Here is a 25,062-nt window from a genome sequence, read left to right as displayed (position 1 = left end):
GTGGGGGCGGGGATGGTCAGTTGGCCGCGGGCCCGTGGGGGCTGGTCGCGCAGTTCCCCGCGCCCCTTACGGAGCGCTGCTGCCATCGCATGCCGTTGACCTGGCCGGGTTCGTCACCGATGACGTACCGGACGCGGCGGCCGTGGACCCGGCGGGCGGGTGCGCGGCAACCGCGGGGGCGGCAGCCGCGCGCGAGGCGGGCGTACCGGTCCATGGTCGTCAGGGTGGCAGTCATCGGGGCAAGCTTAGCGGTGATCAGCTCCGGCCGTGCCGGAGGGCGGGGTGCTCGCCGGCCGCGACGAGGTCCGAGACGGCCGTCCTGGGGTCCTTGCCGGTGACCAGCGACTCGCCGACCAGCACCGCGTCGGCGCCGGCGTTGGCGTAGGCGATGAGGTCGTGCGGGCCGCGGACGCCGGACTCGGCGATCTTGACGATGTGGTCGGGGATCTCCGGTGCCACCCGCTCGAAGGTGCCGCGGTCGACCTCGAGGGTCTTGAGGTTGCGCGCGTTGACGCCGATCACGCGGGCGCCGGCGTCGACCGCGCACTCCACCTCGTCCTCGTCGTGCACCTCGACGAGCGGCGTGAGCCCGATGGACTCGGCGCGCTCGATGAGGGACTCCAGGGCGGGCTGGTCGAGCGCGGCGACGATCAGCAGCACGACGTCGGCGCCGTAGGCGCGGGCCTCCCACAGCTGGTACGACGTGACGATGAAGTCCTTGCGGAGGACCGGGATGTCCACCCGGGCGCGGACCGCCTCCAGGTCGGCGAGCGAGCCGCCGAAGCGCCGCTCCTCGGTGAGGACGGAGATGACGGCCGCGCCGCCCGCCTCGTAGTCCGCGGCGAGACCGGCCGGGTCGGCGATCGCGGCCAGCGCGCCCTTGGACGGGCTGGAGCGCTTGACCTCGCAGATGACCTTGACACCGTCGCCGCGCAGTGCGGCCACGCCGTCCTTGGCCGCGGGAGCCTTCGCCGCGCGCTCCTTGAGCTCGTCGAGGCTGACGCGCGCCTGCCGCTCCGCGAGGTCGGCACGGACTCCGTCGATGATCTCGTCGAGCACACTCACGCGAGCGGCCCCCTTCCAGACTCTTGACCGTTCCAGCGACCGATCGGAAAACCGATGGTCACTGCGATGGTATCCGCAGCGGGGCGTAGGCCCCGCATCCGGTTGACGCCGATCCCACTACCTGGACCTACGTAATCGATCAAGGATGGAGCCAGCCGCCGAAGGGCAGGTTTCGGACGACGGAGAAGACCAGCAGCAACGCGCCGAGGCTCCAGACCAGCCCCGGGCGGGGGTCGATCCGCAGCGGGCGCCCGCGGACCGCGTGGACCACCCATACGGTCCACAGCACGGCGAAGCCCAGATAGCCGAGGGTCGCGAGCGCGTTGGCGTGCAAGGCCGTGAGGAAGTCCCCGTGGACGAAGGCGTGCGCGCTGCGCAGTCCGCCGCAGCCGGGGCAGTAGAGGCCGGTGTAGCGCAACAGCGGGCAGACGGGGTAGTGGCCGGGCTCGTTGGGGTCCACGGCGCCCACGTAGGCGAAGGCGGCGGCGACGGCCGCGAGCACCCCGGCGGGGACGGCCAGACGGCTCTGGACGCTCGGCGTCACCCTTGGGCTCTGGACGTTCACGGTATGCATTGTGCCTCGCACGCGCGTGAGGGGCGGTCCCGGCACCCGAGTGCCGGCCGCCCCTCGTGCGACCAGGGTGTTCCGCGGGGGTCAGCCCTCGGCGCGCGCCGGCTCGCGGTCGCCCGTCATCCGGTGCGGCTGGTGCAGGTCCTTGGGCTGGCCCAGGCCCATCATCCGCATGATGCCGCCGACGACACCGCCGAGCAGCACGACCACCATGCCCGCCCAGAAGCCCACCGGCTGGTCCAGCACCATGAACGCGCCCGAGACGCAGAAACCGATGAAGGCGATCGTGACACCGGTCCAGGCGGCCGGGGTGTGACCGTGGCTGCTGCCCGCCATTGCTTGCTCCTCGTTGCTGTGTGCGTGTCTGAGCAGGACGCTCGGGCCCATTGTCCCGCACGCGCGCGTGCGGGGTGAGCGGGGGTGCTCCCCCGGCCGAACCGGTCGCCCGGGTGGGCTCAGGCCCCGGTCGGGTCCTCGCCGCGGTCGAGCGCCTTCCACAGGTCCTCGGGCCGGTCGGGGTCGACGGCGGGGGCCTTGCGGCGCGGCTGGGGGGTGCCGGACCGCTCGTAGCGGCCGGACATGCCGGGCCACAGCCGGCCGTACCGCAGGGCGAGGAGCCCGGCCAGGAGGATCAGGACGCCGCCGACGACCGCGACGTACGGCCAGGCGGTGTGGCTGAGGGCGTCGACGGAGGCCGAGGTGTCGCCGGAGGCCTGCGCGGCCTGTTCGTCGAGCGCGGCGCTGTCGGAGGCGCCGAGCAGGGCCGCGGCGACGATGCCGACGCCGGAGAGCGCCAGCAGCGCGGCGACGACCAGGCGGCCGGCGCGGCGGACCGCGAACACGGCGACGAGCGCGGCGAGGCCCACTATGGCGAGCGCCGCGGGTACGCCCGTGACGTCGCTGCCCTTGGCGGTCAGGGGGAAGGCGCCGCCGGCCACCGTCGCGGTGCCCTGCGACCATTGCTGCCGGGTGGCGAGCAGGGCCACGGCAGCGCCGAGGGCGCCGCTCAGCAGCGCGACGGCGAGGCTCAGGCGGCCGGCCCGGGCGGATCCGGGGGCTTCGGAACGGGGGTGAGGTACAGCAGTCACGTACCCCACTATCGCCTGAAGCCCGGGCGAACCGTCACCCGGGGTTCATCTCAGGCCTTTCCGAGCCGGTTCGCCGTGTGGACGGCCCGCAGTACCGCGGCCGCCTTGTTGCGGCACTCGGTGTCCTCGGCGACCGGGTCGGAGTCGGCGACGATGCCCGCGCCGGCCTGGACGTAGGCGGTGCCGTCGCGCAGGAGGGCCGTGCGGATGGCGATGGCGGTGTCGGAGTCACCGGCGAAGTCGAGGTAGCCGACGCAGCCGCCGTAGAGGCCGCGGCGGGACGGTTCGAGTTCGTCGATGATCTGCATGGCGCGGGGCTTCGGGGCGCCGGAGAGGGTGCCGGCCGGGAAGCAGGCGGTGAGGACGTCGAAGGCGGTGCGGCCCGGGGCGACGCGGCCCGTCACGGTCGAGACGATGTGCATGACGTGCGAGTACCGCTCGACGGACATGAAGTCGACGACCTCGACCGAGCCCGGCTCGCAGACCCGCCCCAGGTCGTTGCGCCCCAGGTCGACGAGCATGAGGTGCTCGGCGCGTTCCTTGGGGTCGGCGAGCAGCTCGTCGGCGAGGGCCTGGTCCTCCTGGGGGGTGGCGCCGCGCCAGCGGGTGCCGGCGATGGGGTGCACCATGGCCCGGCCGTCCTCGACCTTGACCAGGGCCTCGGGGGACGAGCCGACGACGTCGAACCCGTCGAAGCGGAACAGGTACATGTACGGGGACGGGTTGGTGGCCCGCAGGACCCGGTAGACGTCCAGCGCGCTCGCGGTGCACGGCGTCTCGAAGCGCTGGGAGGGGACCACCTGGAAGGCCTCGCCGGCGCGGATGCGCTCCTTGATGTCCTCGACGGCCACCTGGAAGTCGGGGCCGCCCCACAGCGCGGTGTACTCGGGGAGCTCGGAGGGCGGGAGGACGGCCGGGGGCTGGGCGACCGGGCGGGAGAGGTCGGCCTCCATCGCGTCGAGGCGGGCGACGGCGTCGGCGTGGGCCTCGTCGACGCCCGTCTCCAGGTCGTTGTGGTTGATCGCGTTGGCGATCAGCAGGACCGAGCCCTCCCAGTGGTCCATGACGGCGAGGTCGCTGGTGAGGAGCATGGTCAGCTCGGGCAGCCTGAGGTCGTCGCGCTCGCCGGGGCCGATCTTCTCCAGGCGGCGGACGATGTCGTAGCCCAGGTAGCCGACCATGCCGCCGGTGAAGGGCGGCATGCCCTCCTGGTGGGGCGTGTGCAGGGTTTCGATGGTGGCGCGCAGCGCGGCGAGGGGGTCGCCGTCCGTGGGGACGCCGACGGGAGGGGCGCCGAGCCAGTGGGCCTGGCCGTCGCGTGCGGTCAGCGTCGCCGCGGAGCGCACGCCGACGAAGGAGTACCGGGACCACGAGCGGCCGTTCTCCGCGGACTCCAGCAGGAAGGTGCCGGGCCGCTCGGCGGCGAGCTTGCGGTAGAGCGCGACCGGGGTGTCGCCGTCGGCGAGGAGCTTGCGGGTGACGGGGATGACCCGCCGGTCGGTGGCGAGCTTGCGGAACGTCTCGAGGTCCATGGCCGCTGACCTTACTGATCCCGGGCGGGGCGGTCCGAGCCGCCGTTCTCGATGAGCACGTCCTCGTCGAAACAGGTGCGGGCGCCGGTGTGGCAGGCGGCGCCGATCTGGTCGACCTTGACGAGCACGGTGTCGGCGTCGCAGTCCAGGGCGACGGACTTCACCCACTGGAAGTGACCGGAGGTGTCGCCCTTGACCCAGTACTCCCGGCGGCTGCGCGACCAGTACGTGCACCGGCCGGTGGTCAGGGTGCGGTGCAACGCCTCGTCGTCCATCCAGCCGAGCATCAGCACCTCTCCGGTGTCGTACTGCTGGGCGATGGCGGGCAGGAGGCCGTCGGGGCTGCGCTTGAGGCGCGCGGCGATCTCCGGGTCCAGTTGGCTGGGCGTGCTGGTCATGGTGACCATTGTGCCGCGCGCCTCCGGCCGGACCGGCGCGGTGTCCACTGTGCGGACCCTCCGGCGGCCGGGAACGGCACGTCCGCTGGGCCGAGCGGGATGCCGGCCGTAGGCTGGCCTTCATGTCGACCCATGCCAAGCGTGAACGACTTCTCCTCGCCGACCTGTTGGAGACCGCGGGTCCGGAGGCGCCCACCCTGTGCGAGGGCTGGAAAACCCGGGACCTCGCCGCGCACGTGGTGGTGCGCGAGCGCCGCCCGGACGCCGCCGGCGGGATGCTGATCAAGCAGCTCGCGCCCCGCCTGGACAAGGTGATGGCGGAGTACACCGACAAGCCGTACGAGGAGCTGATCCAGCTGATCCGTACGGGCCCCCCGCGGTTCTCCCCCTTCTCCCTCAAGCCGGTCGACGAGGCGTCGAACATCATCGAGTTCTACGTCCACACCGAGGACGTCCGCCGCGCCCAGCCCGACTGGTCTCCGCGCGATCTCGACCCGGTCTTCCAGGACGCCCTGTGGTCCCGCCTGGAGCGCACCGCCCGTCTGATGGGCCGCGGCGTCCCGACGGGCCTGGTCCTGCGCCGCCCCGACGGCCAGACGGCGGTCGCCCACCGCGGCACGCCGGTGGTCACGGTGACCGGCGAGCCGTCCGAGCTGGTGCTGTTCTCCTACGGCCGGCAGAGCGCGGCCAAGGTCGATCTGGACGGCGACGAGAACGCGATCGCGAAACTCAACGAGACGAAGCAGCTCGGGATCTGAGCGGGAATGCCGAGAGCCCCGATCGCAGCACGCGGCCGGGGCTCTCGACGGTCGGGGCCGGCGTCACCGCACCGGGTGCCCCGCCTCCCGCAGCGTGTCCTTGACCTGGCCGATCCGCAGGTCGCCGAAGTGGAACACCGACGCGGCCAGGACCGCGTCCGCGCCGGCCTCGACGGCCGGGGGGAAGTCGCCCAGCCGGCCGGCGCCGCCCGAGGCGATGACGGGGACCGTGACGTGCTTGCGGACGGCCCGGATCATCTCCAGGTCGTAGCCGTCCTTGGTGCCGTCCGCGTCCATCGAGTTGAGCAGGATCTCGCCCGCGCCCAGTTCCGCGGCCCGGTGGGCCCATTCGACGGCGTCGATGCCGGCGGAGCGGCGGCCGCCGTGGGTGGTCACCTCGAAGGAGCCCGACTCGGTGCGGCGGGCGTCCACCGACAGGACCAGGACCTGGCGGCCGAAGCGCTCGGCGATCTCACGGATGAGCTCCGGGCGGGCGATCGCTGCCGTGTTGACGCCGACCTTGTCCGCTCCGGCCCGCAGCAGCTTGTCCACGTCCTCGGCGGTGCGGACACCGCCGCCGACCGTGAGCGGGATGAACACCTGCTCGGCCGTGCGGCGCACGACGTCGTAGGTGGTCTCGCGGTTGCCCGACGAGGCCGTGATGTCCAGGAACGTCAGCTCGTCGGCGCCCTCGGCGTCGTACACCTTGGCCATCTCGACGGGATCGCCCGCGTCGCGCAGGTTCTGGAAGTTGACGCCCTTGACGACCCGGCCGTTGTCCACGTCCAGGCAGGGGATGACTCGGACCGCCAGGGTCATGAATCGTGCTCCTCTAGTGCTCTTCGGAAGGTGTCCCTCTGAATGCTTCCACTTCGACCGACACCAGGACCCGGGAGTCGATGAAGCCCTGCACGATCAGCAGGGTCGTGACCGGGCGCACGGTGTCGAACAGTTCCTTGTGGGCACGGCCCACCGCGTCGACGTCCCGGGCGTGCGCCAGATACACACGGGTGCGGATCACGGACTCGGGTGCGAGCCCGAGCTCGCCGATCGCCTCCAGGGCGGTGGTGAAGGCCACCTTGGCCTGCTCGTACGGGTCGCCCTCGCCGTAGAGCACGTCGCCCTTGAAGGCGGTCGTGCCCGCGACCAGCACACGGTCACCCGCCTCGACGGCGCGTGCAAAACCGACGGACTCTTCCCAGGGACTTCCGCTCTGCACACGCCGTACGGTCATGACGACACAGCCTCCAAGGCCTCTTCAAGGGTGAACGCCTTCGCGTACAGCGCCTTCCCGACGATGGCTCCTTCGACACCGAGCGGGACGAGGTCGGCGATGGCCCGCAGGTCGTCGAGCGAGGAGACCCCGCCGGAGGCCACGACCGGACGGTCGGTGGCGGCGCAGACGTTCTTCAGCAGTTCCAGGTTGGGCCCCTGGAGCGTGCCGTCCTTGGCGATGTCGGTGACGACGTACCGGGCGCAGCCCTCCTTGTCGAGGCGCGCCAGCGTCTCGTAGAGGTCGCCGCCGTCGCGGGTCCAGCCGCGGCCGCGCAGGGTGGTGCCGCGGACGTCGAGACCGACGGCGATCTGGTCGCCGTGCTCCGCGATGACCTTGGCGACCCACTCCGGCGTCTCCAGGGCGGCCGTGCCCAGGTTGACGCGCTTGCAGCCGGTGGCGAGTGCGGCGGCGAGGGTGTCGTCGTCGCGGATGCCGCCGGACAGCTCCACCTTGATGTCCATGGCCCGGGCGACCTCGGCGATCAGCTCACGGTTGTCGCCGGTGCCGAACGCGGCGTCCAGGTCGACCAGGTGCAGCCACTCGGCGCCGGAGCGCTGCCAGGCGAGGGCGGCCTCCAGCGGGGAGCCGTAGGAGGTCTCCGAGCCGGACTCGCCGTGCACCAGACGGACGGCCTGGCCGTCCCGGACGTCCACGGCGGGGAGGAGTTCGAGCTTGCTCACAGTGTTCCGATCCAGTTGGTGAGGAGCTGGGCTCCGGCGTCGCCGGACTTCTCGGGGTGGAACTGCGTGGCCCACAGGGCGCCGTTCTCGACGGCGGCGACGAACGGCTTGCCGTGGGTGGACCAGGTGACCTTGGGGGCCGTCATCGCCGGGTTGTGCGTCTCCAGCGACCAGTCGTGGACGGCGTAGGAGTGCACGAAGTAGAAGCGGGCGTCCGCGTCGAGGCCGGCGAACAGCTGCGAACCGGGTGCCGCCTCCACGGTGTTCCAGCCCATGTGGGGCACGACCTCGGCCTGCAGCGGCTCGACCGAGCCGGGCCACTCGTCGAGGCCCTCGCTCTCCACGCCGTGCTCGATGCCGCGCGCGAAGAGGATCTGCATGCCGACGCAGATGCCCATCACCGGGCGGCCGCCGGACAGCCGGCGCTCGACGATCCAGTCGCCCCGTGCCTCGCGCAGGCCCGTCATGCAGGAGGCGAAGGCGCCGACGCCGGGCACCAGCAGGCCGTCGGCGTTCATGGCCTTGTCGTAGTCGCGCGTGATCTCGACGTCGGCTCCCGCGCGCGCGAGGGCGCGTTCGGCGGAACGGACGTTGCCGAAGCCGTAGTCGAAGACCACCACTTGCTTGCGGGGGCCGCTCAATTCCACACCTCCAGCCTCACGACACCGGCCGCCAGGCACATCGCGGCGCCGATCGACAGCAGCACGATCAGGCCCTTGGGCATCTTCTGCTTGACGAAGGAGTAGATCCCGCCGACGAGGAACAGACCGACGACGATCAGCAGGGTCGAGGTGCCGTTCACAGGGCGCCCTTCGTGGAGGGGAGGATGCCGGCCGCGCGCGGGTCGTGCTCGGACGCGTACCGCAGGGCCCGGGCGAGCGCCTTGAACTGGCACTCCACGATGTGGTGCGCGTTGCGTCCGTAGGGCACGTGCACGTGCAGCGCGATCTGCGCCTGGGCCACGAAGGACTCCAGGATGTGCCGGGTCATGGTGGTGTCGTACTCGCCGATCATCGGCGCCATCTTCTCGGGCTCGGTGTGCACGAGGTAGGGGCGGCCGGACAGGTCGACGGTGACCTGGGCGAGGGACTCGTCCAGCGGGACCGTGCAGTTGCCGAAGCGGTAGATGCCCACCTTGTCGCCGAGGGCCTGCTTGAAGGCGGCGCCGAGGGCGAGGGCGGTGTCCTCGATGGTGTGGTGCGAGTCGATGTGCAGATCGCCCTCGGTCTTCACGGTCAGGTCGAACAGACCGTGCCGGCCGAGCTGGTCGAGCATGTGGTCGTAGAAGCCGACGCCGGTCTTGATGTCGGTCTTCCCGGTGCCGTCGAGGTCGATCTCGACGAGGACCGAGGTCTCCTTGGTCACCCGCTCTATGCGGCCTACGCGGCTCATGCGCTCTGCTCCTTCTTCAGTTCACGTACCGCGTCGAGGAACGCGTCGTTCTCTTCGGGGGTTCCGGCGGTGACCCGGAGCCAGCCGGGCACGCCGTTGTCCCGGACAAGGACGCCCCGGTCGAGGATCTTCCGCCAGGTCTCGTGGGAGTCCTCGAAGCGGCCGAACTGCACGAAGTTCGCGTCCGACGCGGTCACCTCGTAGCCGATGGCGAGCAGTTCGGTGACCAGGCGGTCTCGTTCGGCCTTGAGCTGCTCGACGTAGCCCAGCAGGGTGCCGGTGTGTTCCAGGGCGGCCAGGGCGGTCGCCTGGGTGACGGCCGACAGGTGGTAGGGCAGCCGGACCAGCTGGACGGCGTCGACGACGGCCGGGTGCGCCGCGAGGTAGCCCAGGCGCAGGCCCGCCGCGCCGAACGCCTTCGACATCGTGCGGGAGACGACGAGGTGGGGATGGCCCTCGATCAGGGGCAGCAGCGAGTCGCCGTGGCTGAACTCGATGTACGCCTCGTCGACGACGACCATCGACGGCTTGGCGGCCTGCGCGGCCTCGTACAGCGCGAGGACCGTCTCGGGCGGGACGGCCGTGCCGGTGGGGTTGTTGGGGGTGGTGATGAAGACGACGTCCGGCTGGTTCTCCGCGATCGCCTTCTCGGCGGCGGCGAGGTCGATCGTGAAGTCCTCGTTGCGGGGGCCGGAGATCCAGCCCGTGCCGGTGCCGCGCGAGATGAGGCCGTGCATCGAGTACGAAGGCTCGAAGCCGATGGCCGTGCGGCCCGGTCCGCCGAAGGTCTGCAGCAGCTGCTGGAGGACCTCGTTGGAGCCGTTGGCCGCCCAGACGTTGGCCACGCCGACCTCGTGGCCGGAGGTGTCGGTGAGGTACTCGGCCAGCCGTGTGCGCAGCTCGACCGCGTCCCGGTCGGGGTAGCGGTTGAGGTTCCGGGCGGCCTCACGGACCCGCTCGGCGATCCGCTCGACCAGCGGCTCGGGCAGCGGGTACGGGTTCTCGTTGGTGTTCAGCCGTACGGGGACGTCCAGCTGGGGCGCGCCGTAGGGGGACTTGCCGCGCAGCTCGTCCCGTACGGGGAGGTCGTCGATGCGTACGTCGTTCACTTGCTCTCGGGCACCTTCCAGCCGAACCTGGCCTTGATCGCCGCGCCATGCGCGGGCAGGTCCTCCGCCTCCGCCAGCGTCACCACGTGGTGCGCGACCTCGGCCAGCGCGTCCTGCGTGTAGTCGACGATGTGGATGCCGCGCAGGAAGGACTGGACGGACAGGCCCGAGGAGTGGCAGGCGCAGCCGCCGGTGGGCAGGACGTGGTTGGAGCCGGCCGCGTAGTCGCCGAGGGACACCGGGGCCCAGGGGCCGATGAAGATCGCGCCGGCGTTGCGGACGCGGTCGGCGACGGCGGCGGCGTCGGCGGTCTGGATCTCCAGGTGCTCGGCGCCGTACGCGTCGACCACCTTCAGGCCCTCGTCGACTCCGTCGACCAGCACGATCGCGGACTGCCTGCCCGACAGGGCCGGGACGATCCGGTCGTCGACGTGCTTGGTGGCGGCGACCTGCGGCTCCAGCTCCTTCTCGACCGCGTCGGCGAGGTCGACCGAGTCGGTGACCAGGACGGCGGCGGCCAGCGGGTCGTGCTCGGCCTGGCTGATCAGGTCGGAGGCGACGTGCACCGGGTCGGCCGTGTCGTCGGCGAGGACCGCGATCTCGGTCGGGCCGGCCTCGGCGTCGATGCCGATCCTGCCGGTGAAGTAGCGCTTGGCGGCGGCGACCCAGATGTTGCCGGGGCCGGTGACCATGTTCGCGGGCGCGCAGGACTCGGTGCCGTAGGCGAACATGGCGACGGCCGTGGCGCCGCCGGCCGCGTACACCTCGTCGACGCCGAGCAGCGCGCAGGCGGCGAGGATCGTCGGGTGCGGCAGGCCGCCGAAGTCGGCCTGGGCGGGCGAGGCGAGCGCGACGGATCCGACGCCGGCCTCCTGCGCGGGCACCACGTTCATGATCACGGAGGACGGGTACACGGACCGGCCGCCTGGCGCGTAGAGCCCGACGCGGTCCACCGGCACCCACTTCTCGGTCACGGTGCCGCCGGGCACCACCTGGGTGGTGTGCGTCTCGCGGCGCTGTGCGCGGTGGACGACCCGGGCGCGGCGGATGGACTCCTCCAGGGCCGCGCGCACGGCCGGGTCGAGCTCCTCCAGCGCACGGGTGAGCGCGGCGGCCGGCACGCGCACCTGCTCGAGCCTGACCCCGTCGAACCGCTCGGCGGCGTCGATCAGCGCCGCGTCACCCCGATGATGCACGTCCTCGCAGATCGGACGCACCTTCTCCAGGGCGGCCGCAACGTCGAAGTCGGCTCGGGGCAGCAGGTCGCGCAGGGCGGGTCCCTCGGGAAGGGCGTCGCCACGCAGGTCGATTCGGGAGATCACGTCCCCAATTCTCTCAGACCCCGGTGAGGCGTCGTCCGCGCGTATCAATGGCTGATACAGAACGCGGCAGGCAGCCTGAAGATCACCCTTACGTGGAGTGTTCGGGGGGTCACACAGCGGGCATGAACAGGTGTACGAGGAAGTGACCGGCGAGTAGGCGGGGGAGGAAGGAAGCGCTGTGACCGAGGGGGCCGGCGTCCGCGCCGGGGAGCTGCCCGAGGACCTGACCGCGGCCGAGGCCGGCATGTGGCAGGCCTTCCGCAACGGCACCGTGTACGACCTGAGCAGCGGCGACGCCGTGGTGGACGATCCGCACGGCGGCCACCCCTGGGGTGCGGAACGGACCGTGCGGGCCCGGATCGTGTGCTGGCTGCTGCTGGACGGCCCGCCCGCCCTGGCCGGCCGCGTGTCGTCGCTGAAGCTGATGGGCGTGCAGGTCAGCGGCTCCCTGGACCTCGCGGGCGGCACGGTGGTGCCGTACGTCGAGATGCGCCGGTGCCGTTTCGAGCAGGACGTGCTGCTGCCGGAGGCCCGTTTCACGACGCTGCGGATGGTGGACTGCTCGGTGCCCCGGCTGGAGGCGGCCCGGGTGCACACCGAGGGCGATCTGCATCTGCCGCGTTGCCGCTTCCACCACGGCATCCGGCTCACGGACGCGCAGATCGGCACGGACCTGATGCTCAACCAGGCGATCGTGCACCGGGACCACAGCGGCCGGTCGATCGCCGCGGACGGCATGACCGTCGGCCAGGACTTACAGGCCGAGCTGCTGTCGTCGCACGGCGAGCTGAGCCTGCGTGCCGCGACCGTCGGCGTCTCCCTGAGCCTGCGCGGGGCGCGGCTGTCCAACCCGTACGAGCGGCTCGCGCTGAACGCCCCGCAGCTGACCGTCGAGCGCAGTCTCTATCTGACGCCGGCGGGGGTCGGCGCCCAGGCGATGAGCGGGATGACCCCGGCGCAGGGGACGCGGATCCAGCGCTTCGCCTGCGAGGGCGGCATCCGTCTGGACGACGGCCGGTTCGGCGACGCCGTCGACTTCGAGCGGGCCCGGTTCACTCTCACGGATGACCAGGAGCTGTCGCTGCGCCGGGTGCAGACGCCGGAACTGCGGTTTCTCGGGGAGCAGCCGGTGCGGGGGCGGGTGGTGCTGTCCGGGGCGAAGGTCGTCAACCTGATGGACCGGGCGGACGCGTGGCCGGGCCCGGGGCGGCTGCACATGGGCGGCTTCGCCTACGAGAACCTGGTGCCGCGCGGGCCGTTCCCCCTGGCCGAGCGGCTGGACTGGGTGACCGCGGCGACCGCCGAGTACAACCCGGAACCGTACGAGCGTCTCGCGTCCGTGCTGCGGGCCGGCGGGGAGGACGAGGACGCCCGTGAGGTGCTGCTCGCCAAGCAGCGCCGGCACCGCGAGAGTCTGCCGACGGCGGCCAAGCTGTGGGGTTACGCGCAGGACTGGACGGTCGCCTACGGATACCGGCCGGGCCGGGCCGCCGTGTGGATGGCGGTGCTGTGGGCGGCGGGCTCCTTCGCCTTCGCCCAGGCCGGCCATCCGCCGATGAAGCGGGGCGAACATCCGGAGTGGAACCCCACGCTCTTCACCCTCGATCTGTTGCTGCCGGTCATCGACCTGGGCCAGGTGGGCTTCTGGCAGCTGCGGGGGCCCTGGCAGTGGCTGGCGACGGCGATGATCCTGCTCGGCTGGATCCTGGCGACGACGGTGGCGGCGGGGGCGACGCGGCTCCTGCGGCGCAACTGATGGTGCTGGTGTGACCACAGTTATCGAACTGTCACGGTTTTACGTTCTCTTGACCATCGGATGTACAACTTTCCGTAGGTTCCATGAACAGTCTGGCGCCGTCATGACCAGCCGACTTTCAATGGTCGGCACCATGGCAATGCAGCTCCCGTTCATCCGCGCGAGCCGGATGGCAAGGCCCTCCCCCCACCTCGTCGGCGAGCCGTGCGCCGACGACGAGGTGCTGCTCGACGCGCCCGACGCCCGGCTGAGTCCGGCGCTGGTCGCCGCCGCCCGGGGCGACCACGGGCCGGCCGCGACCCTGCTCCTCGCCACCCGCGCGGCCTGCGAGTGGGAGCGGCGCGACCGGTACGTGACCCGGCTGGCCGCTTTCGCCCGCTCGCGGCCCGAGTGGCTGGACGCCTGGCTCGCCATCGCCCCGCAGGACCCCGACGCGCTGCTGCTGGGGGCCCAGCTGGCGGTGGACCGTGCCTGGCAGTCACCGGCCCGGGCCGAGCTGCTGCGCGAGGTGAGCCCGCTGATCACGGCCGCCGCCCGGGGTGACCAGCGGGACCCCGTGCCGTGGCGGCTCGCGCTCGACCACGCCCGGGGCGCCCAGGCCGGGCACACGTACTTCGAGGAGCTGTGGGCGGCGGCCGTACGCCGTGCCCCGCACCACTACGGCTGCCATGTGGCGGCCCTGCGCTACCTGGCCACCTACTGGCACGGCTCGCACCACGAGTGCTTCGACTTCGCCGATCGGGCCGCCCAGGACGCTCCCGCCGACGCGCTCGTGCAGGCCCTGCCGCTGCGGGCGGCCTTCGGCTACCTCACCGACCGGTGCGGGCCCGAGGTGCCGCGCGAGCGACTGGACGCGGCGGCCGACCGCGCGATCGCGCTGTCCCCGCTGCTGCCGGCGGCCGACCCCTGGCCGGCCCGGATGCGGAACCTGCTGGTCTTCGTCCTGGTGCGCCTGGAGCGCTGGGCGGATGCCGCCGAGCAGCTGCGCCTGAACGGCCCGTACGCCACTTCCTTCCCCTGGGACCAGGTGTCGGACGACCCGCTCGGTCACTTCCTGCGGGTACGCGAGGACATCCTGGCGGGGGCGGTCGGGGCAGCCGGGGACCCGTCCGGGCATCCGCGGAGTGAACGGGGCGGTCGAGTCCGTCCCGGCGACCATTAGGCTTTTGCGTCGTGACCACCGTCCGGCTTCCCCTCTTCCCCCTGAACTCGGTGCTGTTCCCGGGGCTCGTGCTGCCGCTCAACGTCTTCGAGGAGCGGTATCGCGCCATGATGCGCGAGCTGCTGAAGACGCCCGAGGACGAGCCGCGCCGGTTCGCCGTCGTGGCGATCCGCGACGGCCACGAGGTGGCCTCGACCGCGCCCGGCATGCCCGACCCGACGGCCGTGCCCGAGCGGGGGCCGGCGGCCGGTTTCGGCGCGGACCCCGTGAAGGCGTTCCACAAGGTGGGCTGTATCGCGGACGCGGCGACGATCCGGGAGCGCACCGACGGCTCCTTCGAGGTGCTGGCGACCGGCACGACCCGGGTGAAGCTGCTGTCGGTCGAGGCGTCCGGGCCCTTCCTGACGGCCGAGCTGGAGCCGCTGGAGGAGGAGCCGGGCGACGAGGCCGCGCCCTTGGCGGAGGGGGTGCTGCGCTCCTTCCGCCAGTACCAGAAGCGGCTGGCCGGGGCGCGGGAACGGTCCCTGGCGACGGGGGCCGACCTGCCGGACGAGCCGGGCGTGGTGTCGTACCTCGTGGCGGCCGCCATGATGCTGGACACCCCGACCAAACAGCGCCTGCTCCAGTCCCCGGACACCGCGTCCCGCCTGCGCGACGAGCTGAAACTCCTTCGCTCCGAGACGGCGATCATCCGTAGTCTGCCGTCGTTGCCGGCCTCGGAGCTGACACGCGGCCCGATGAGCCTCAACTGAGCGGATCGGCATGGCGAAGAAGGCGAAGAAGCAGCAACAGCCGGGCGGCACTCCCGCGACGGTGGCCCTCACGGCGGCGGGTGCGGCCTACACGGTCCACTCCTACGACCACGACCCCGCGCACCCCTCCTACGGCGAGGAGGCGGCCGAGGCCATGGGCGTCTCCCCCGACCGCGTGTTCAAGACCCTGGTCGCGGACGTCGACGGCACCCTGACGGTCGCGGTGGTCCCGGTGGCGGGCCAACTGGATCTGAAAGCCCTGGCGGCGGCCGTGGGCGGCAAGCGCGCGACCATGGCCGACCCGGCCCAGGCGGAACGCACGACGGGCTATGTCAGGGGCGGCATCTCACCCTTGGGCCAGCGCAAGCGCCTGCCGACGGTTCTGGACGACTCGGCCACGGCCCACGCGACGATCTGCGTGTCGGCGGGGCGGAGGGGCCTGGAGGTGGAGCTGTCGCCGCAGGACCTGCAGCAGCTGACGGAGGCGGTCCTGGCCCCGATCGGCCGCGCCTAGGTCTCGCCGAGCCGCGGGCGCCGGCGCTGAGGGCGCGGTACCCGTCCCGAGGAGAGCGGCACCGCAACGCGCCGCCCGGCCCGGCGCCGAGCCCCTACGAAGCAGGCGTCCCCTGATACGGCTCGTGATACGGCTCGGGTTCCGGATCCCGGGGCCCGAACAACGCCATGAGCCCGAGATGCAACACCAGCGCGGCGAACGGCCAGGCCAGCAACGCCCCCTTGGCTCCCAGCTTCAGCGGCGCGGAGAACGTCACCCCCCGCCCCACTTCCCGCGCGTGGGCGATGACATCCTCCGTGGGCCCGAGCCACACCCCGACCCGCCAGGCGAGCAAGGACCCGAGAAGCCCTCCCAGGGCCAGCCCCACCACCAGCGGGACACCCCCGCGCCGACGCAGCAGGAAGACCACGAGCGCGCTCACGACCCCGAAGCCCAGCCCGAGCATCGTGAAGGTGCCGTCGACACCGATGCCCTGCTCGCCCTCGGTGTCCTTGAGGTAGACGACCCAGCTCTTCTCCACCACGTCGCCGACCAGCGGCACGTGCGGCGCGAGCCACCACCACAGCACTCCGAGCAGCACCCCGCCGAGCGCCACGGCCACGGCGATCACCGCGGCCTCCCGCAGTTCCGTCTTCATTCCGGGGCCGTCCTGTCCGTACCAGCCGGGCCCGGCGTGTTCGGCGTGCTGGGACCCGGGAGCCGCAGGCCCGGCGTCCGGCGGCTGCCACGAACCCTGTGCGGAGTGTCCGTGCGGCGGCGGGGGCGGAGTCAGTGGTGCGGTCACCCTGCCATCGTGCCAGGCCCGCCTGTGTGCCGCGTCACCGGACGACCGCTCCCCGCTCAACGGACGGCCGCCCGGCGGTACGCCCAGGTCGCCACGACCAGCGAGACGACGCCCACGGCCCCGCACACCGCGAGGTCCCCGAGCACGAAGGCCCAGTCGGGATGCGGCCCGAACGTACGCGCGAAGGCCTCCACGCCGTACGTCGACGGCAGCAGGTCCCGCGCGAAGCGCACGACCTCCGGCATCCGGTCCGCCGGCAGCACGCCCAGCAGGAGCGCCGCCGACATGCCCAGCTGCCCCAGCAGCGTGGCCAGTTCCGGCCGGGGCGCGAGCAGCCCCAGCGCCGCGCCGAGCCCGGCGAGCGCGGCGCCCGCGAGCGGGATCACGGCCATGAGGACCCACAGATGGGCCATCGGCAGCCCGAACAGCACACACCCGAACACCGCGGTCACGACCGTCCCGGGCACGGTGAACGACGCGTACGCGCCGGCCGCGCCCAGCACCACCGCCGCCGGCGGCACGGGCAGCGTCGCGTAGTGGTCGAGCCCGCCGCTGGCCCGCAGCTGCCCGAAGTACTGGGCGAGGAGGTTCAGCGCGACGAAGGCGACCACCAGGACCGACGATCCGGCGACGACGGCCTGTGCCTCCGCCCCGTCGTCCACGACCCCGCGCATCAGGATCATGATCCCGACCGACTGGAAGGTCGCCACGAACAGCAGCGGGATCCGCGCCACCCTCGCCCGGGACAGCTGGGCCCGGTACACGGCCGCCAGCGAGGGCCACAGCCGCGCCCGGGGCCCGAGCTCGGCCGCGCCCGCGGCGGGCTTCTCAGCGGCCAGGGCACTGCCCGGCAGGACATCGGCGGGTACGACACTCACGTCGCGCTGCTCCCCTTCGCTCGGGTCCATTGCGGCAGTCGCCTGTTCGGTACGGATCCTGCGGCCGGTGTGCTCACGGCCCGCGCGTCCGGCGCCCTGGTGCTCACGCCTTCACCAGCCCCTGCTGCACGGCACCGCCGAGGGCGAGGTACACGTCCTCCAGGCTCGGCGCTGCCAGGGTGAAGTCGTCCAGAGCGGCGAACGCGGTCCCGCCGGTGACGGTCGCGACGACCGCCCGGGCCTCCTCGGGCCCGAGCCGGAGCGTCCAGCGGCGGCCCGACTCCACGACACGGTCCTTCAGGGCTGCCACCTCGGGCACGTGCAGCGGAGCCGCGTCCCGCCACACCAGGTCGACGCGCACCTCACCGGCGACCCGCTCCTTGAGTCCGGCGGGCGTGTCGCAGGCGATCACCCGCCCCCGGTCGAGGACGGCCACCCGGTCCAGCACCGTCTCGGCCTCGATGACGTTGTGCGTCACGAGCAGCACGGTCGTGCCGCGCTCGGCCCTGCGCCGGTCCACGGCGGACCACACGGCACGGCGCGCCACCGGGTCCATGCCGGTGGTCGGCTCGTCGAGCACGAGCAGCGGCCGCTCCCCGACCAGGGCCGCCGCGAAGCACGCCAGACGCCGCTGGCCCCCGGAGAGCTTCTTCAGCGGCCGCCCGGCGAGCGGCGCGAGGCCCAGCTCGTCGAGGACGGCGTCCCGCTCGGCCCGCGCCTGCCGCACGTCCAGGCCGCGCAGCCGCCCGGTGGTCTCGGCCGCGAGCGACACGGTCAGCTCGTCCAGGGCGGTCGACTCCTGCCCGAGGTAGGCGAGGATCCGCGCCGCCCGCTCGGGGTGGCGCACGATGTCGTGACCGAGGATCTCCACACTGCCGCGGTCGGGCCGCATCAGGCCGGTCAGCTGGCGCACGAGGGTGGACTTGCCGGCGCCGTTCGGGCCCAGCAGGCCGAAGATCTCGCCGCGGCGGATGTCCAGCGTGACGTCGTCCGTGGCCCGGACCTCGGGCGCCGCGGGAGTGCCGCGCCGGCCCCGGACCGCCGGATAGGTCTTGGTCAGCCCGCGCACCGCGCACACGACGTCACCATCGTGCCGAAATGCCTGTGCCGCGCGCTTACTCACAAGGGACGAGACTACGGGGTCGGCGACCCCGGTCCGCTCTCGGGTCGGTCCGTACCGGGAAATCCGCCGGCAAGGAACTCAGGCCTCTACGGGTGGGTGCTCCACGCCCGTGCGCACGCTGATCTCCCGCCAGAAGCCGGCCCGGATGGCGTACCGGTCGCGCTCGTCGATCTGGTCGTCCTTGTGGGCGAGCAGGCCGAAGCGGGCCGCGTAACGCAGCAGCTCCCCGTCGACGCGGTGCGGGATGCGCGGGTACATCCCGGACAGTTTCGGCAGGTGGGCCTGGTCGCCGAGGCGCTCCACCCAGCGCCGGGCGAAGACCTGCCCCACCTCGAAGGGGTCACCGCCGACGGTGGTGATGTCCTCCTCGCGGTCGGCCCACCGCTGCTCGGCCGTGGTCAGCTGGGCGAGTGTCGGCATCGAGGCGGCCTCGGGGGGCTCGGCCGTGGGCCGGTCGACCCAGCCCTTGTCGGAGGACCACCGGAGGGTCGCGGAGGCGGGGTGCTGGGCGGGCTGGGTGCCGGGGGCGCGCAGGGCGGCCAGGTCTTTGGGGGTGGGGACCCCTTTGGCGGCGGACCCCCGTTCCTCGGTGCCGTTCTGCCCGGGGCCGGCCTCCTGGTGCCGGGGCTGTGGGGCGGACCGGTCGGCCGTGGTTCCGAGGGCGGACTCGGGCAGCGGCGCGGAGAGGATGGCGGCGATCTCCGGCCGGGGCGCGGGCTGCGGCGCGCACACGCCGGTGAAGTCCTTGGCGCGGACGGCCTTGGTGATCCACGTACGGTCCAGGACGCGCCGCTCGTCGGCCTCGGCGACCAGGTCCTCGGACTGGTTGTAGTCGCCGTCGGCGGCCTGGACGGCCCACAGGTGGACGGCCACGCCGTGCTCCTTGGCGGCCATCATGCCGGGCAGCAGATCGCCGTCGCCGGTGACGAGGACGACGTCGGAGCACGCGCGGTTGCGGGCCAGCTCGGTGAGCTCGGCGTGCATCGCCGCGTCCACGCCCTTCTGCGCCCAGCGGCCGTCGCTGCGGGTCAGGGCGCCGAGCCGGACGGTGACCCGGGGCATCACGCGCAGCCTGCGGTGCTCGGGCTGCGGGACACGGTCGGGGGCGCCGTCGAACCAGTAGATGCGCAGCAGCGGCTGCTGCGTGTCGGATTCGGCGCGTTCGCGCAGGCCCTGGATGAGGGCGGTGTGGTCGACGGTGATGCGGGACCGCGAGGGCTCTCCGGCGAGGAGACTCGCCGCGGCTCCCAGCAGATACCCAGCGTCCACCAGGACGATGCAGCGGTCCACGCGACTCACCCTCTTCCCAGGAGGTTTGCTTCGGGCTCGCTTCGAGTCTGCCCGACGGCGCGGAGGTTAACGGCCGGAACTCGATCTTCGGCGTGGCGTTTCGGGCCCTCCTTCTCCGACCACCCCTGTCACGCACGGTAATTGTCCGACATGCGATCGTTGTCGGCCTGTGTGAATCTGGTCCCGGCCCTGGCCCCTAGTCCCCCACAGGAGGCATCACCATGGCCAAGAACAAGAACCGTGACCGTAAGCAGCAGCGTCCGACCGAGCGTGGTCAGCGGGCCGACCGCAGCCCCGCCTCGCAGACGGAGCCCCAGCCCGAGGTCGAGGCGACCCCCGGCGAGATGGCGTCGGCCAAGCGAAAGCGCAGCTTCGGCCACAACTGACGTCTGTGTGACGGGTTGTCGAGCCCACGCACATGCACGAGGGGCGTACCCGATCCCGGGTACGCCCCTCGAACGCGTCAAGAGCCCGGTCTCACCCGGCCAGGCAGGACGGCCCGAGCAGCACCTTCAGGTCGCCGAAGAGCGCCGGGTCCGGCTTCACCCGGTGCCGGTCCAGCCGCAGCACGGTGGTCTTGGTCGGCCCCTGGAGCTTGATCCGGACCTCGCTGTCGCCCTTGTGGTGGCTGAGGACCTCGCCGAGGCGGCTGACCAGCGGCGGGGTGACCCGGGTCGCCGGGATGGTGAGGACCACGGGTGCGTTGGTGCCCGCGTTCGACAGGTCCGGGATCATCAGCTCCATCGCGACGAGCCGCGGGATGTCCTCGCGCTTGTCGAGGCGGCCCTTGACGAACACCACGGCGTCCTCGACGAGTTGCGTCGAGACGAGCTGGTAGGTCGCGGGGAAGAACATGCACTCGATCGAACCGGCGAGGTCCTCGACGGTGGCGATGGCCCAGGCGTTGCCCTGCTTGGTCATCTTGCGCTGCAGGCCGGAGATGATGCCGCCGATGGTGACCACGGAGCCGTCGGAATAGTCACCGCCGGTCAGCTGGGAGATGCCCGCGTCCGCCTTGTCGGACAGGATGTGCTCCAGGCCGAACAACGGGTGGTCGGAGACGTACAGACCGAGCATCTCCCGCTCCTGGGCGAGCAGATAGGTCTTGTCCCACTCGTCCGGGGAGAACTCCACGTCGAGCCCGAAGCCCGGCTCGCTGGTCTCGGCCTCGCCCATGCCGCCGAAGAGGTCGAACTGGCCCTCGGCCTCCTTGCGCTTGACCGCGACCACGTTGTCGATCATGGGTTCGTAGTGCGCGGTGAGGCCCTTGCGGGTGTGGCCCATCGCGTCGAAGGCGCCGGCCTTGATCAGCGATTCGGTGGTGCGCTTGTTGCAGACCACCGCCTCCACCTTGTCGAGGTAGTCCGGGAAGGAGACGTACTTCCCCTTGGACGTGCGGCACCTGATGATCGACTCGACCACGTTCGTACCGACGTTGCGGACGGCGGAGAGGCCGAAGAGGATCACGTCGTCGCCCTGGGCGGCGAAGTTGGACATCGACTCGTTGACGTCCGGCGGGAGCACCTTGATGCCCATGCGGCGGCACTCGTTGAGGTAGACGGCCGACTTGTCCTTGTCGTCCTTCACGGACGTGAGCAGCGCGGCCATGTACTCGGCGGGGTGGTTCGCCTTGAGGTACGCCGTCCAGTACGAGACGAGTCCGTACGCGGCGGAGTGCGCCTTGTTGAACGCGTAGCCGGCGAAGGGGACCAGTACGTCCCACAGGGCCTGGATGGCCTCGTCGCTGAAGCCCTTCTTGCGGGCGCCCTCCTGGAACAGGACGAAGTTCTTCGCCAGTTCCTCGGGCTTCTTCTTGCCCATCACGCGGCGCAGGATGTCGGCCTCGCCGAGCGAGTAGCCGGCGATGATCTGGGCGGCCTTCTGTACCTGCTCCTGGTAGACGATCAGGCCGTGGGTGACGTCCAGGACCTCCCTGAGCGGCTCCTCCAGCTCGGGGTGGATGGGCGTGATGTCCTGCTGGCCATTCTTGCGAAGGGCGTAGTTCGTGTGGGAGTTCATGCCCATGGGGCCCGGGCGGTACAGGGCCGACACGGCGGAGATGTCTTCGAAGTTGTCCGGCTTCATCAGCCGGAGCAGGGAGCGCATGGGGCCGCCGTCGAACTGGAAGACGCCGAGGGTGTCGCCGCGCTGGAGCAGTTCGAAGGTCGTGGGGTCGTCGAGCGGGAGGCTCAGGAGGTCGATGTCGACCCCCTTGTTGGACTTCACCATCTTGACGGCGTCGTCCATGATCGTCAGGTTGCGCAGGCCCAGGAAGTCCATCTTCAGCAGGCCGAGCGACTCGCAGCTCGGGTAGTCCCACTGGGTGATGGTGACCTTGTCCGTGTGCCTGACCCAGACGGGCACGTGGTCGGTGATGGTCTCGCTGGACATGATCACGCCTGCGGCGTGCACGCCCATCTGCCGGACCAGGCCCTCGACGCCCTTGGCGGTGTCGATGACCTTCTTCACGTCCGGCTCGTTCTCGTACATCGCCCGGATCTCGCCCGCCTCCGAGTAGCGGGGGTGCTCGGGGTTGGTGATGCCGTCCAGGTTGATGCCCTTGCCGAGGACGTCGGCGGGCATGGCCTTGGTGAGGCGGTCGCCCATCGCGTACGGGTAGCCCAGCACGCGCGCGGAGTCCTTGATCGCGTTCTTGGCCTTGATGGTGCCGTACGTGCCGATCATGGCGACCTTGTCGGCGCCGTACTTCTCGGTCACGTAGCGGATCACCTCGACGCGCCGGCGCTCGTCGAAGTCGATGTCGACATCGGGCATGGAGATGCGCTCGGGGTTGAGGAACCGCTCGAAGATCAGGCCGTGCGGGATCGGGTCGAGGTCGGTGATGCCGAGGGCGTAGGCGACGATCGAGCCGGCCGCGGAGCCTCGGCCGGGACCGACCGCGATGCCCTGCTTCTTGGCCCACATGATGAAGTCGGCGACCACGAGGAAGTAGCCCGGGAAGCCCATCGAGATGATGGTGTCCATCTCGTACTCGACCTGCTTCATGCGGTCGTCCGGGATGCCGTCCGGGAAACGGCGGTTCATGCCGCGCAGGGTCTCCTCGCGGAACCAGCTGACCTCGGTGTACCCCTCGGGGATGTCGAACTTCGGCATGAGGTCGCGCTTCTGGAACATGCCCGTGGTGTCGACCATCTCGGCGATCAGGCGGGTGTTGGCGCAGCCCTCCTGCCAGGCGTCCGAGGAGTCGATGGCGTACATCTCGTCCGTGGACTTCAGGTAGTAGCCGGTGCCGTCGAACCGGAAGCGGTCGGGGTCGGAGAGGTTCTTGCCGGTCTGGATGCACAGCAGCGCGTCGTGGGCGCCCGCCTCGTGCGAGTACGTGTAGTGCGAGTCGTTGGTGACCAGCGGGGGGATGCCGAGCTTCTTGCCGATCTCCAGGAGGCCGTCGCGGACCCGGTGCTCGATCTCGATGCCGTGGTCCATCAGCTCCAGGAAGTAGCGGTCCTTGCCGAAGATGTCCTGGTACTCGGCGGCGGCCTTGAGGGCCTCGTCGAAGTGGCCGAGGCGCAGCCGGGTCTGGACCTCGCCGGAAGGGCATCCCGTGGAGGCGACGATCCCCTCGGACCACTGGGAGATGGTCTCCTTGTCCATCCGGGGCCACTTCTGCAGCCAGCCCTCGGCGTACGCGTCGGAGGACAGCCGGAAGAGGTTGTGCAGGCCGGTCGAGTTCACCGCCCACATCGTCTTGTGGGTGTAACCACCCGAACCGGAGACGTCGTCCCGCTTCTGGTGCGGCTGGCCCCACTGGATCTTGCGCTTGTTGCGCCGGGACTCGGGGGCGACATAGGCCTCGATCCCGATGATCGGGGTCACTCCGGACTTCTGGGCCGTGTGGAAGAAGTCGTACGCGCCGTGCAGGTTGCCGTGGTCGGACATGGCGATGTGCGTCATGTCCATCTCGTTGCAGGCGTTGAACATGTCCTTCAGCCGCGCGGCACCGTCCAGCAGCGAGTACTGGGTGTGGACGTGCAGGTGCGTGAACGGCGGCTTCGACATGCGGCGGCCTCCAGAGAAAACATACGGCAGATGGGACCCGACAGGCTGCTGAGAGTCTGGGGGACAGCGTCGAAGTCTATGCCTCTGCACTGACACCGGGAGGGCTGACCCGCGTACCTTCGGGCGAGGGTTCGCGGGCACTCCCGCGGGCCGCCGCACGTTAGGCTTCAGGGCGGACCTGCCGCCCTGCGACGCATGCACCAGGAGGCACCCAGCGATGTCGTTCCCGCAGCTCAACGACGAGCAACGCGGCGAGGAGATCCTCGCCGTCTTCGACACCGCCTTCGGCGAGCTCCTGGCCGCCGACCCGGCCGCGTTCCGCGTGAAGTTTCGGAAGATGGCGGCCTCTGCCTTCGCCTTCTACCGGGGTACGGCGGGCCTCTTCTACCACGATCTGGACGAAGAGAACGCCGGGCGGGGTGGCGGGAGCGAGTTCAGCGGGCCGTTCCTGGACGAGCGCACCTCACGCGTGTGGATCCACGGCGATCTGCACGCGGAGAACTTCGGCACGTACATGGACGCCAACGGCCGCCTGATCTTCAACGTCAACGACTTCGACGAGGCCTATGTGGGCCCCTTCACCTGGGACCTGAAGCGCTTCGCCGCCTCCGTCGCGCTGATCGGGTACGCGAAGGCGCTCGGCGACGAGCAGATCACCGAGCTGGTGCGGGTGTACGCGGGCGCGTACCGCGAGCGGATCCACGCCCTGGCGACGGGCGCGAAGAGCGACGAGGTGCCGCCGTTCACGCTGGACACGGCGCAGGGCCCGCTGCTGGACGCGCTGCGTGACGCCCGCTCGCTGACCCGCTTCGGCCTGCTGGACTCGATGACGGAGATCCGCGACTTCGAACGCCGCTTCGCCGCGGGCGGCGGTTCCGTCGAGCTGGACGCGGCCACGCGCTACAAGGTGCTCGCCGCCTTCGACGGCTACCTGGAGACGCTGCCGGAAAGCTCGCTGACCCGCCCGGACTCCTACCGCGTGAAGGACGTCGTCGGCCGGCGCGGCATCGGCATCGGCTCGGCGGGACTGCCGTCGTACAACATCCTGTTGGAGGGGCACAGCGACGCCCTGGAGAACGACGTCGTGATCTACATCAAGCAGGCCCAGACCCCGGCGGTCTCCCGGCACATCACGGACCGGGCGATCCGCGACTACTTCCAGCACGAGGGGCACCGCACGGTCATCTCCCAGCGCGCCCTCCAGGCGCACGCCGACCCCTGGCTGGGCTGGACCGAGCTGGACGGCGCGGGCCAGCTGGTCGCCGAGGTCTCGCCGTACGCGGTCGACCTCGACTGGGGCGACATCGACGACCCGGAGGAGATCGCCCAGGTGGTGGCCGACCTCGGCCGGGCGACGGCCACGATGCACGCGGCGGCGGACGACCAGTCCGGCGAGTCCCTGGTGCCGTTCTCCACGGAGCGGGCCATCGACGCGGCGATCGCGGCCGACGAGGAGGGCTTCGCGCCCCTGCTGGTCGACTTCGCGCACCGCTACGGCGCCCGCGCGCGTGCCGACCACCAGACCTTCGTGGACCTGTTCCGCAACGGCCGCATTCCGGGCCTGTGACGGTAAGGCCTCTCACAGGCATCCTTTA

At 71.5% G+C, this 25,062-nt stretch carries 27 protein-coding genes; 7 read left to right on the top strand and 20 right to left on the bottom strand.

The window, feature by feature from the left end:
• Positions 1-16 precede the first annotated feature (16 nt).
• The 7 genes from trpM to hisI form a co-directional block, all read right to left on the bottom strand.
• The gene (trpM, locus tag ABTX60_RS02505) at positions 17-235 is read right to left on the bottom strand and encodes a tryptophan biosynthesis modulator TrpM (RefSeq protein ID WP_352095236.1); all 219 of its coding nucleotides are present in this window, start codon (positions 233-235) and stop codon (positions 17-19) included.
• Between the two features lie 20 nt (positions 236-255).
• Positions 256-1,065 (bottom strand): indole-3-glycerol phosphate synthase TrpC, encoded by an 810-nt coding sequence (gene trpC, locus ABTX60_RS02500; RefSeq protein WP_352095235.1) that lies wholly within the window; start codon positions 1,063-1,065, stop codon positions 256-258.
• Positions 1,066-1,204: 139 nt separating this feature from the next.
• Entirely contained in the window at positions 1,205-1,639 is a 435-nt protein-coding gene (locus ABTX60_RS02495; protein ID WP_352095234.1) for a DUF2752 domain-containing protein, read from the bottom strand.
• A gap of 81 nt (positions 1,640-1,720) precedes the next feature.
• The gene (locus ABTX60_RS02490; RefSeq protein WP_053671860.1) at positions 1,721-1,972 is read right to left on the bottom strand and encodes an HGxxPAAW family protein; all 252 of its coding nucleotides are present in this window, start codon (positions 1,970-1,972) and stop codon (positions 1,721-1,723) included.
• Positions 1,973-2,091: 119 nt separating this feature from the next.
• A complete protein-coding gene (locus ABTX60_RS02485) occupies positions 2,092-2,733 on the bottom strand; it encodes a TIGR02234 family membrane protein (RefSeq protein WP_352095233.1) in 642 nt (213 codons plus the stop codon).
• A gap of 41 nt (positions 2,734-2,774) precedes the next feature.
• Complete coding sequence (locus ABTX60_RS02480; RefSeq protein ID WP_352095232.1) at positions 2,775-4,256, bottom strand: anthranilate synthase component I; 1,482 nt, start codon at positions 4,254-4,256, stop codon at positions 2,775-2,777.
• Positions 4,257-4,267: 11 nt separating this feature from the next.
• Entirely contained in the window at positions 4,268-4,654 is a 387-nt protein-coding gene (gene hisI, locus ABTX60_RS02475) for a phosphoribosyl-AMP cyclohydrolase (RefSeq protein WP_352095231.1), read from the bottom strand.
• A gap of 122 nt (positions 4,655-4,776) precedes the next feature.
• Here hisI and ABTX60_RS02470 point away from each other — a divergent pair, with 122 nt between their 5' ends.
• The gene (locus tag ABTX60_RS02470; protein ID WP_352095230.1) at positions 4,777-5,412 is read left to right on the top strand and encodes a TIGR03085 family metal-binding protein; all 636 of its coding nucleotides are present in this window, start codon (positions 4,777-4,779) and stop codon (positions 5,410-5,412) included.
• A gap of 63 nt (positions 5,413-5,475) precedes the next feature.
• Here the strand turns inward: ABTX60_RS02470 and hisF are convergent, their stop codons facing one another.
• From hisF to hisD, 8 genes are read right to left on the bottom strand one after another with little or no spacing between them, the layout of a single operon-like run.
• A complete protein-coding gene (gene hisF / locus ABTX60_RS02465) occupies positions 5,476-6,231 on the bottom strand; it encodes an imidazole glycerol phosphate synthase subunit HisF (RefSeq protein ID WP_352095229.1) in 756 nt (251 codons plus the stop codon).
• 13 nt (positions 6,232-6,244) lie between these two features.
• The gene (locus tag ABTX60_RS02460) at positions 6,245-6,646 is read right to left on the bottom strand and encodes a RidA family protein (protein ID WP_352095228.1); all 402 of its coding nucleotides are present in this window, start codon (positions 6,644-6,646) and stop codon (positions 6,245-6,247) included.
• Complete coding sequence (gene priA / locus ABTX60_RS02455) at positions 6,643-7,368, bottom strand: bifunctional 1-(5-phosphoribosyl)-5-((5-phosphoribosylamino)methylideneamino)imidazole-4-carboxamide isomerase/phosphoribosylanthranilate isomerase PriA (RefSeq protein ID WP_352095227.1); 726 nt, start codon at positions 7,366-7,368, stop codon at positions 6,643-6,645. Before priA ends, ABTX60_RS02460 begins: the two co-directional genes overlap by 4 nt.
• Positions 7,365-8,009: an imidazole glycerol phosphate synthase subunit HisH gene (gene hisH / locus ABTX60_RS02450; RefSeq protein ID WP_352095226.1), complete on the bottom strand. Its 645-nt coding sequence runs from the start codon at positions 8,007-8,009 to the stop codon at positions 7,365-7,367. The genes priA and hisH overlap by 4 nt, the downstream gene beginning before the upstream one ends.
• Positions 8,006-8,170: a CG2302 family histidine operon protein gene (locus ABTX60_RS02445; protein WP_003989585.1), complete on the bottom strand. Its 165-nt coding sequence runs from the start codon at positions 8,168-8,170 to the stop codon at positions 8,006-8,008. Before ABTX60_RS02445 ends, hisH begins: the two co-directional genes overlap by 4 nt.
• Positions 8,167-8,760: an imidazoleglycerol-phosphate dehydratase HisB gene (gene hisB / locus ABTX60_RS02440; RefSeq protein ID WP_352095225.1), complete on the bottom strand. Its 594-nt coding sequence runs from the start codon at positions 8,758-8,760 to the stop codon at positions 8,167-8,169. The genes ABTX60_RS02445 and hisB overlap by 4 nt, the downstream gene beginning before the upstream one ends.
• Positions 8,757-9,869, bottom strand: a complete 1,113-nt coding sequence (locus ABTX60_RS02435) for a histidinol-phosphate transaminase (protein WP_352095224.1) — start codon at positions 9,867-9,869, stop codon at positions 8,757-8,759. The genes hisB and ABTX60_RS02435 overlap by 4 nt, the downstream gene beginning before the upstream one ends.
• Positions 9,866-11,191, bottom strand: a complete 1,326-nt coding sequence (hisD, locus tag ABTX60_RS02430) for a histidinol dehydrogenase (protein ID WP_352095223.1) — start codon at positions 11,189-11,191, stop codon at positions 9,866-9,868. The genes ABTX60_RS02435 and hisD overlap by 4 nt, the downstream gene beginning before the upstream one ends.
• 178 nt (positions 11,192-11,369) lie before the next feature.
• On the opposite strand from hisD, the gene ABTX60_RS02425 reads away from it, so the two are divergent.
• The 4 genes from ABTX60_RS02425 (at position 11,370) to ybaK (ending at position 15,375) form a co-directional block, all read left to right on the top strand.
• Entirely contained in the window at positions 11,370-12,947 is a 1,578-nt protein-coding gene (locus ABTX60_RS02425) for an oxidoreductase (protein WP_352095222.1), read from the top strand.
• 121 nt (positions 12,948-13,068) lie between these two features.
• Positions 13,069-14,109, top strand: coding sequence for a hypothetical protein (locus ABTX60_RS02420; protein ID WP_352095486.1), 1,041 nt, complete (start codon positions 13,069-13,071; stop codon positions 14,107-14,109).
• An 11-nt stretch (positions 14,110-14,120) separates the two neighbouring features.
• Positions 14,121-14,861, top strand: coding sequence for an LON peptidase substrate-binding domain-containing protein (locus tag ABTX60_RS02415; protein ID WP_352095221.1), 741 nt, complete (start codon positions 14,121-14,123; stop codon positions 14,859-14,861).
• A 10-nt stretch (positions 14,862-14,871) separates the two neighbouring features.
• On the top strand, positions 14,872-15,375 hold the full coding sequence (ybaK, locus tag ABTX60_RS02410) for a Cys-tRNA(Pro) deacylase (protein WP_352095220.1): 504 nt from the start codon (positions 14,872-14,874) through the stop codon (positions 15,373-15,375).
• A gap of 94 nt (positions 15,376-15,469) precedes the next feature.
• Here ybaK and ABTX60_RS02405 read toward each other — a convergent pair whose 3' ends face one another.
• The 4 genes from ABTX60_RS02405 to ABTX60_RS02390 form a co-directional block, all read right to left on the bottom strand.
• Positions 15,470-16,159, bottom strand: a complete 690-nt coding sequence (locus ABTX60_RS02405; RefSeq protein ID WP_352095219.1) for an AAA family ATPase — start codon at positions 16,157-16,159, stop codon at positions 15,470-15,472.
• Positions 16,160-16,215: 56 nt separating this feature from the next.
• On the bottom strand, positions 16,216-17,037 hold the full coding sequence (locus ABTX60_RS02400) for an ABC transporter permease (RefSeq protein WP_352095218.1): 822 nt from the start codon (positions 17,035-17,037) through the stop codon (positions 16,216-16,218).
• A gap of 103 nt (positions 17,038-17,140) precedes the next feature.
• Entirely contained in the window at positions 17,141-18,115 is a 975-nt protein-coding gene (locus ABTX60_RS02395) for an ABC transporter ATP-binding protein (protein WP_352095217.1), read from the bottom strand.
• A 123-nt stretch (positions 18,116-18,238) separates the two neighbouring features.
• Entirely contained in the window at positions 18,239-19,450 is a 1,212-nt protein-coding gene (locus tag ABTX60_RS02390; RefSeq protein ID WP_352095216.1) for an NYN domain-containing protein, read from the bottom strand.
• Positions 19,451-19,671: 221 nt separating this feature from the next.
• Here ABTX60_RS02390 and ABTX60_RS02385 point away from each other — a divergent pair, with 221 nt between their 5' ends.
• On the top strand, positions 19,672-19,836 hold the full coding sequence (locus ABTX60_RS02385) for a hypothetical protein (protein ID WP_167526560.1): 165 nt from the start codon (positions 19,672-19,674) through the stop codon (positions 19,834-19,836).
• Positions 19,837-19,927: 91 nt separating this feature from the next.
• Here ABTX60_RS02385 and dnaE read toward each other — a convergent pair whose 3' ends face one another.
• Positions 19,928-23,467: a DNA polymerase III subunit alpha gene (gene dnaE, locus ABTX60_RS02380; protein WP_352095215.1), complete on the bottom strand. Its 3,540-nt coding sequence runs from the start codon at positions 23,465-23,467 to the stop codon at positions 19,928-19,930.
• 217 nt (positions 23,468-23,684) lie between these two features.
• Between dnaE and ABTX60_RS02375 the strand changes: the two genes are divergently transcribed.
• Positions 23,685-25,034 carry a DUF2252 domain-containing protein gene (locus ABTX60_RS02375; RefSeq protein ID WP_352095214.1) on the top strand — a complete coding sequence of 450 codons (1,350 nt, stop codon included), beginning with the start codon at positions 23,685-23,687 and terminating at the stop codon, positions 25,032-25,034.
• Positions 25,035-25,062 lie beyond the last annotated feature (28 nt).

The organism is Streptomyces sp. NPDC126510, from assembly GCF_040302345.1.
Lineage (GTDB): Bacteria > Actinomycetota > Actinomycetes > Streptomycetales > Streptomycetaceae > Streptomyces.
Note: the sequence above shows the minus strand (reverse complement) of the source record. Positions and strands in the feature narration are given on the sequence as shown.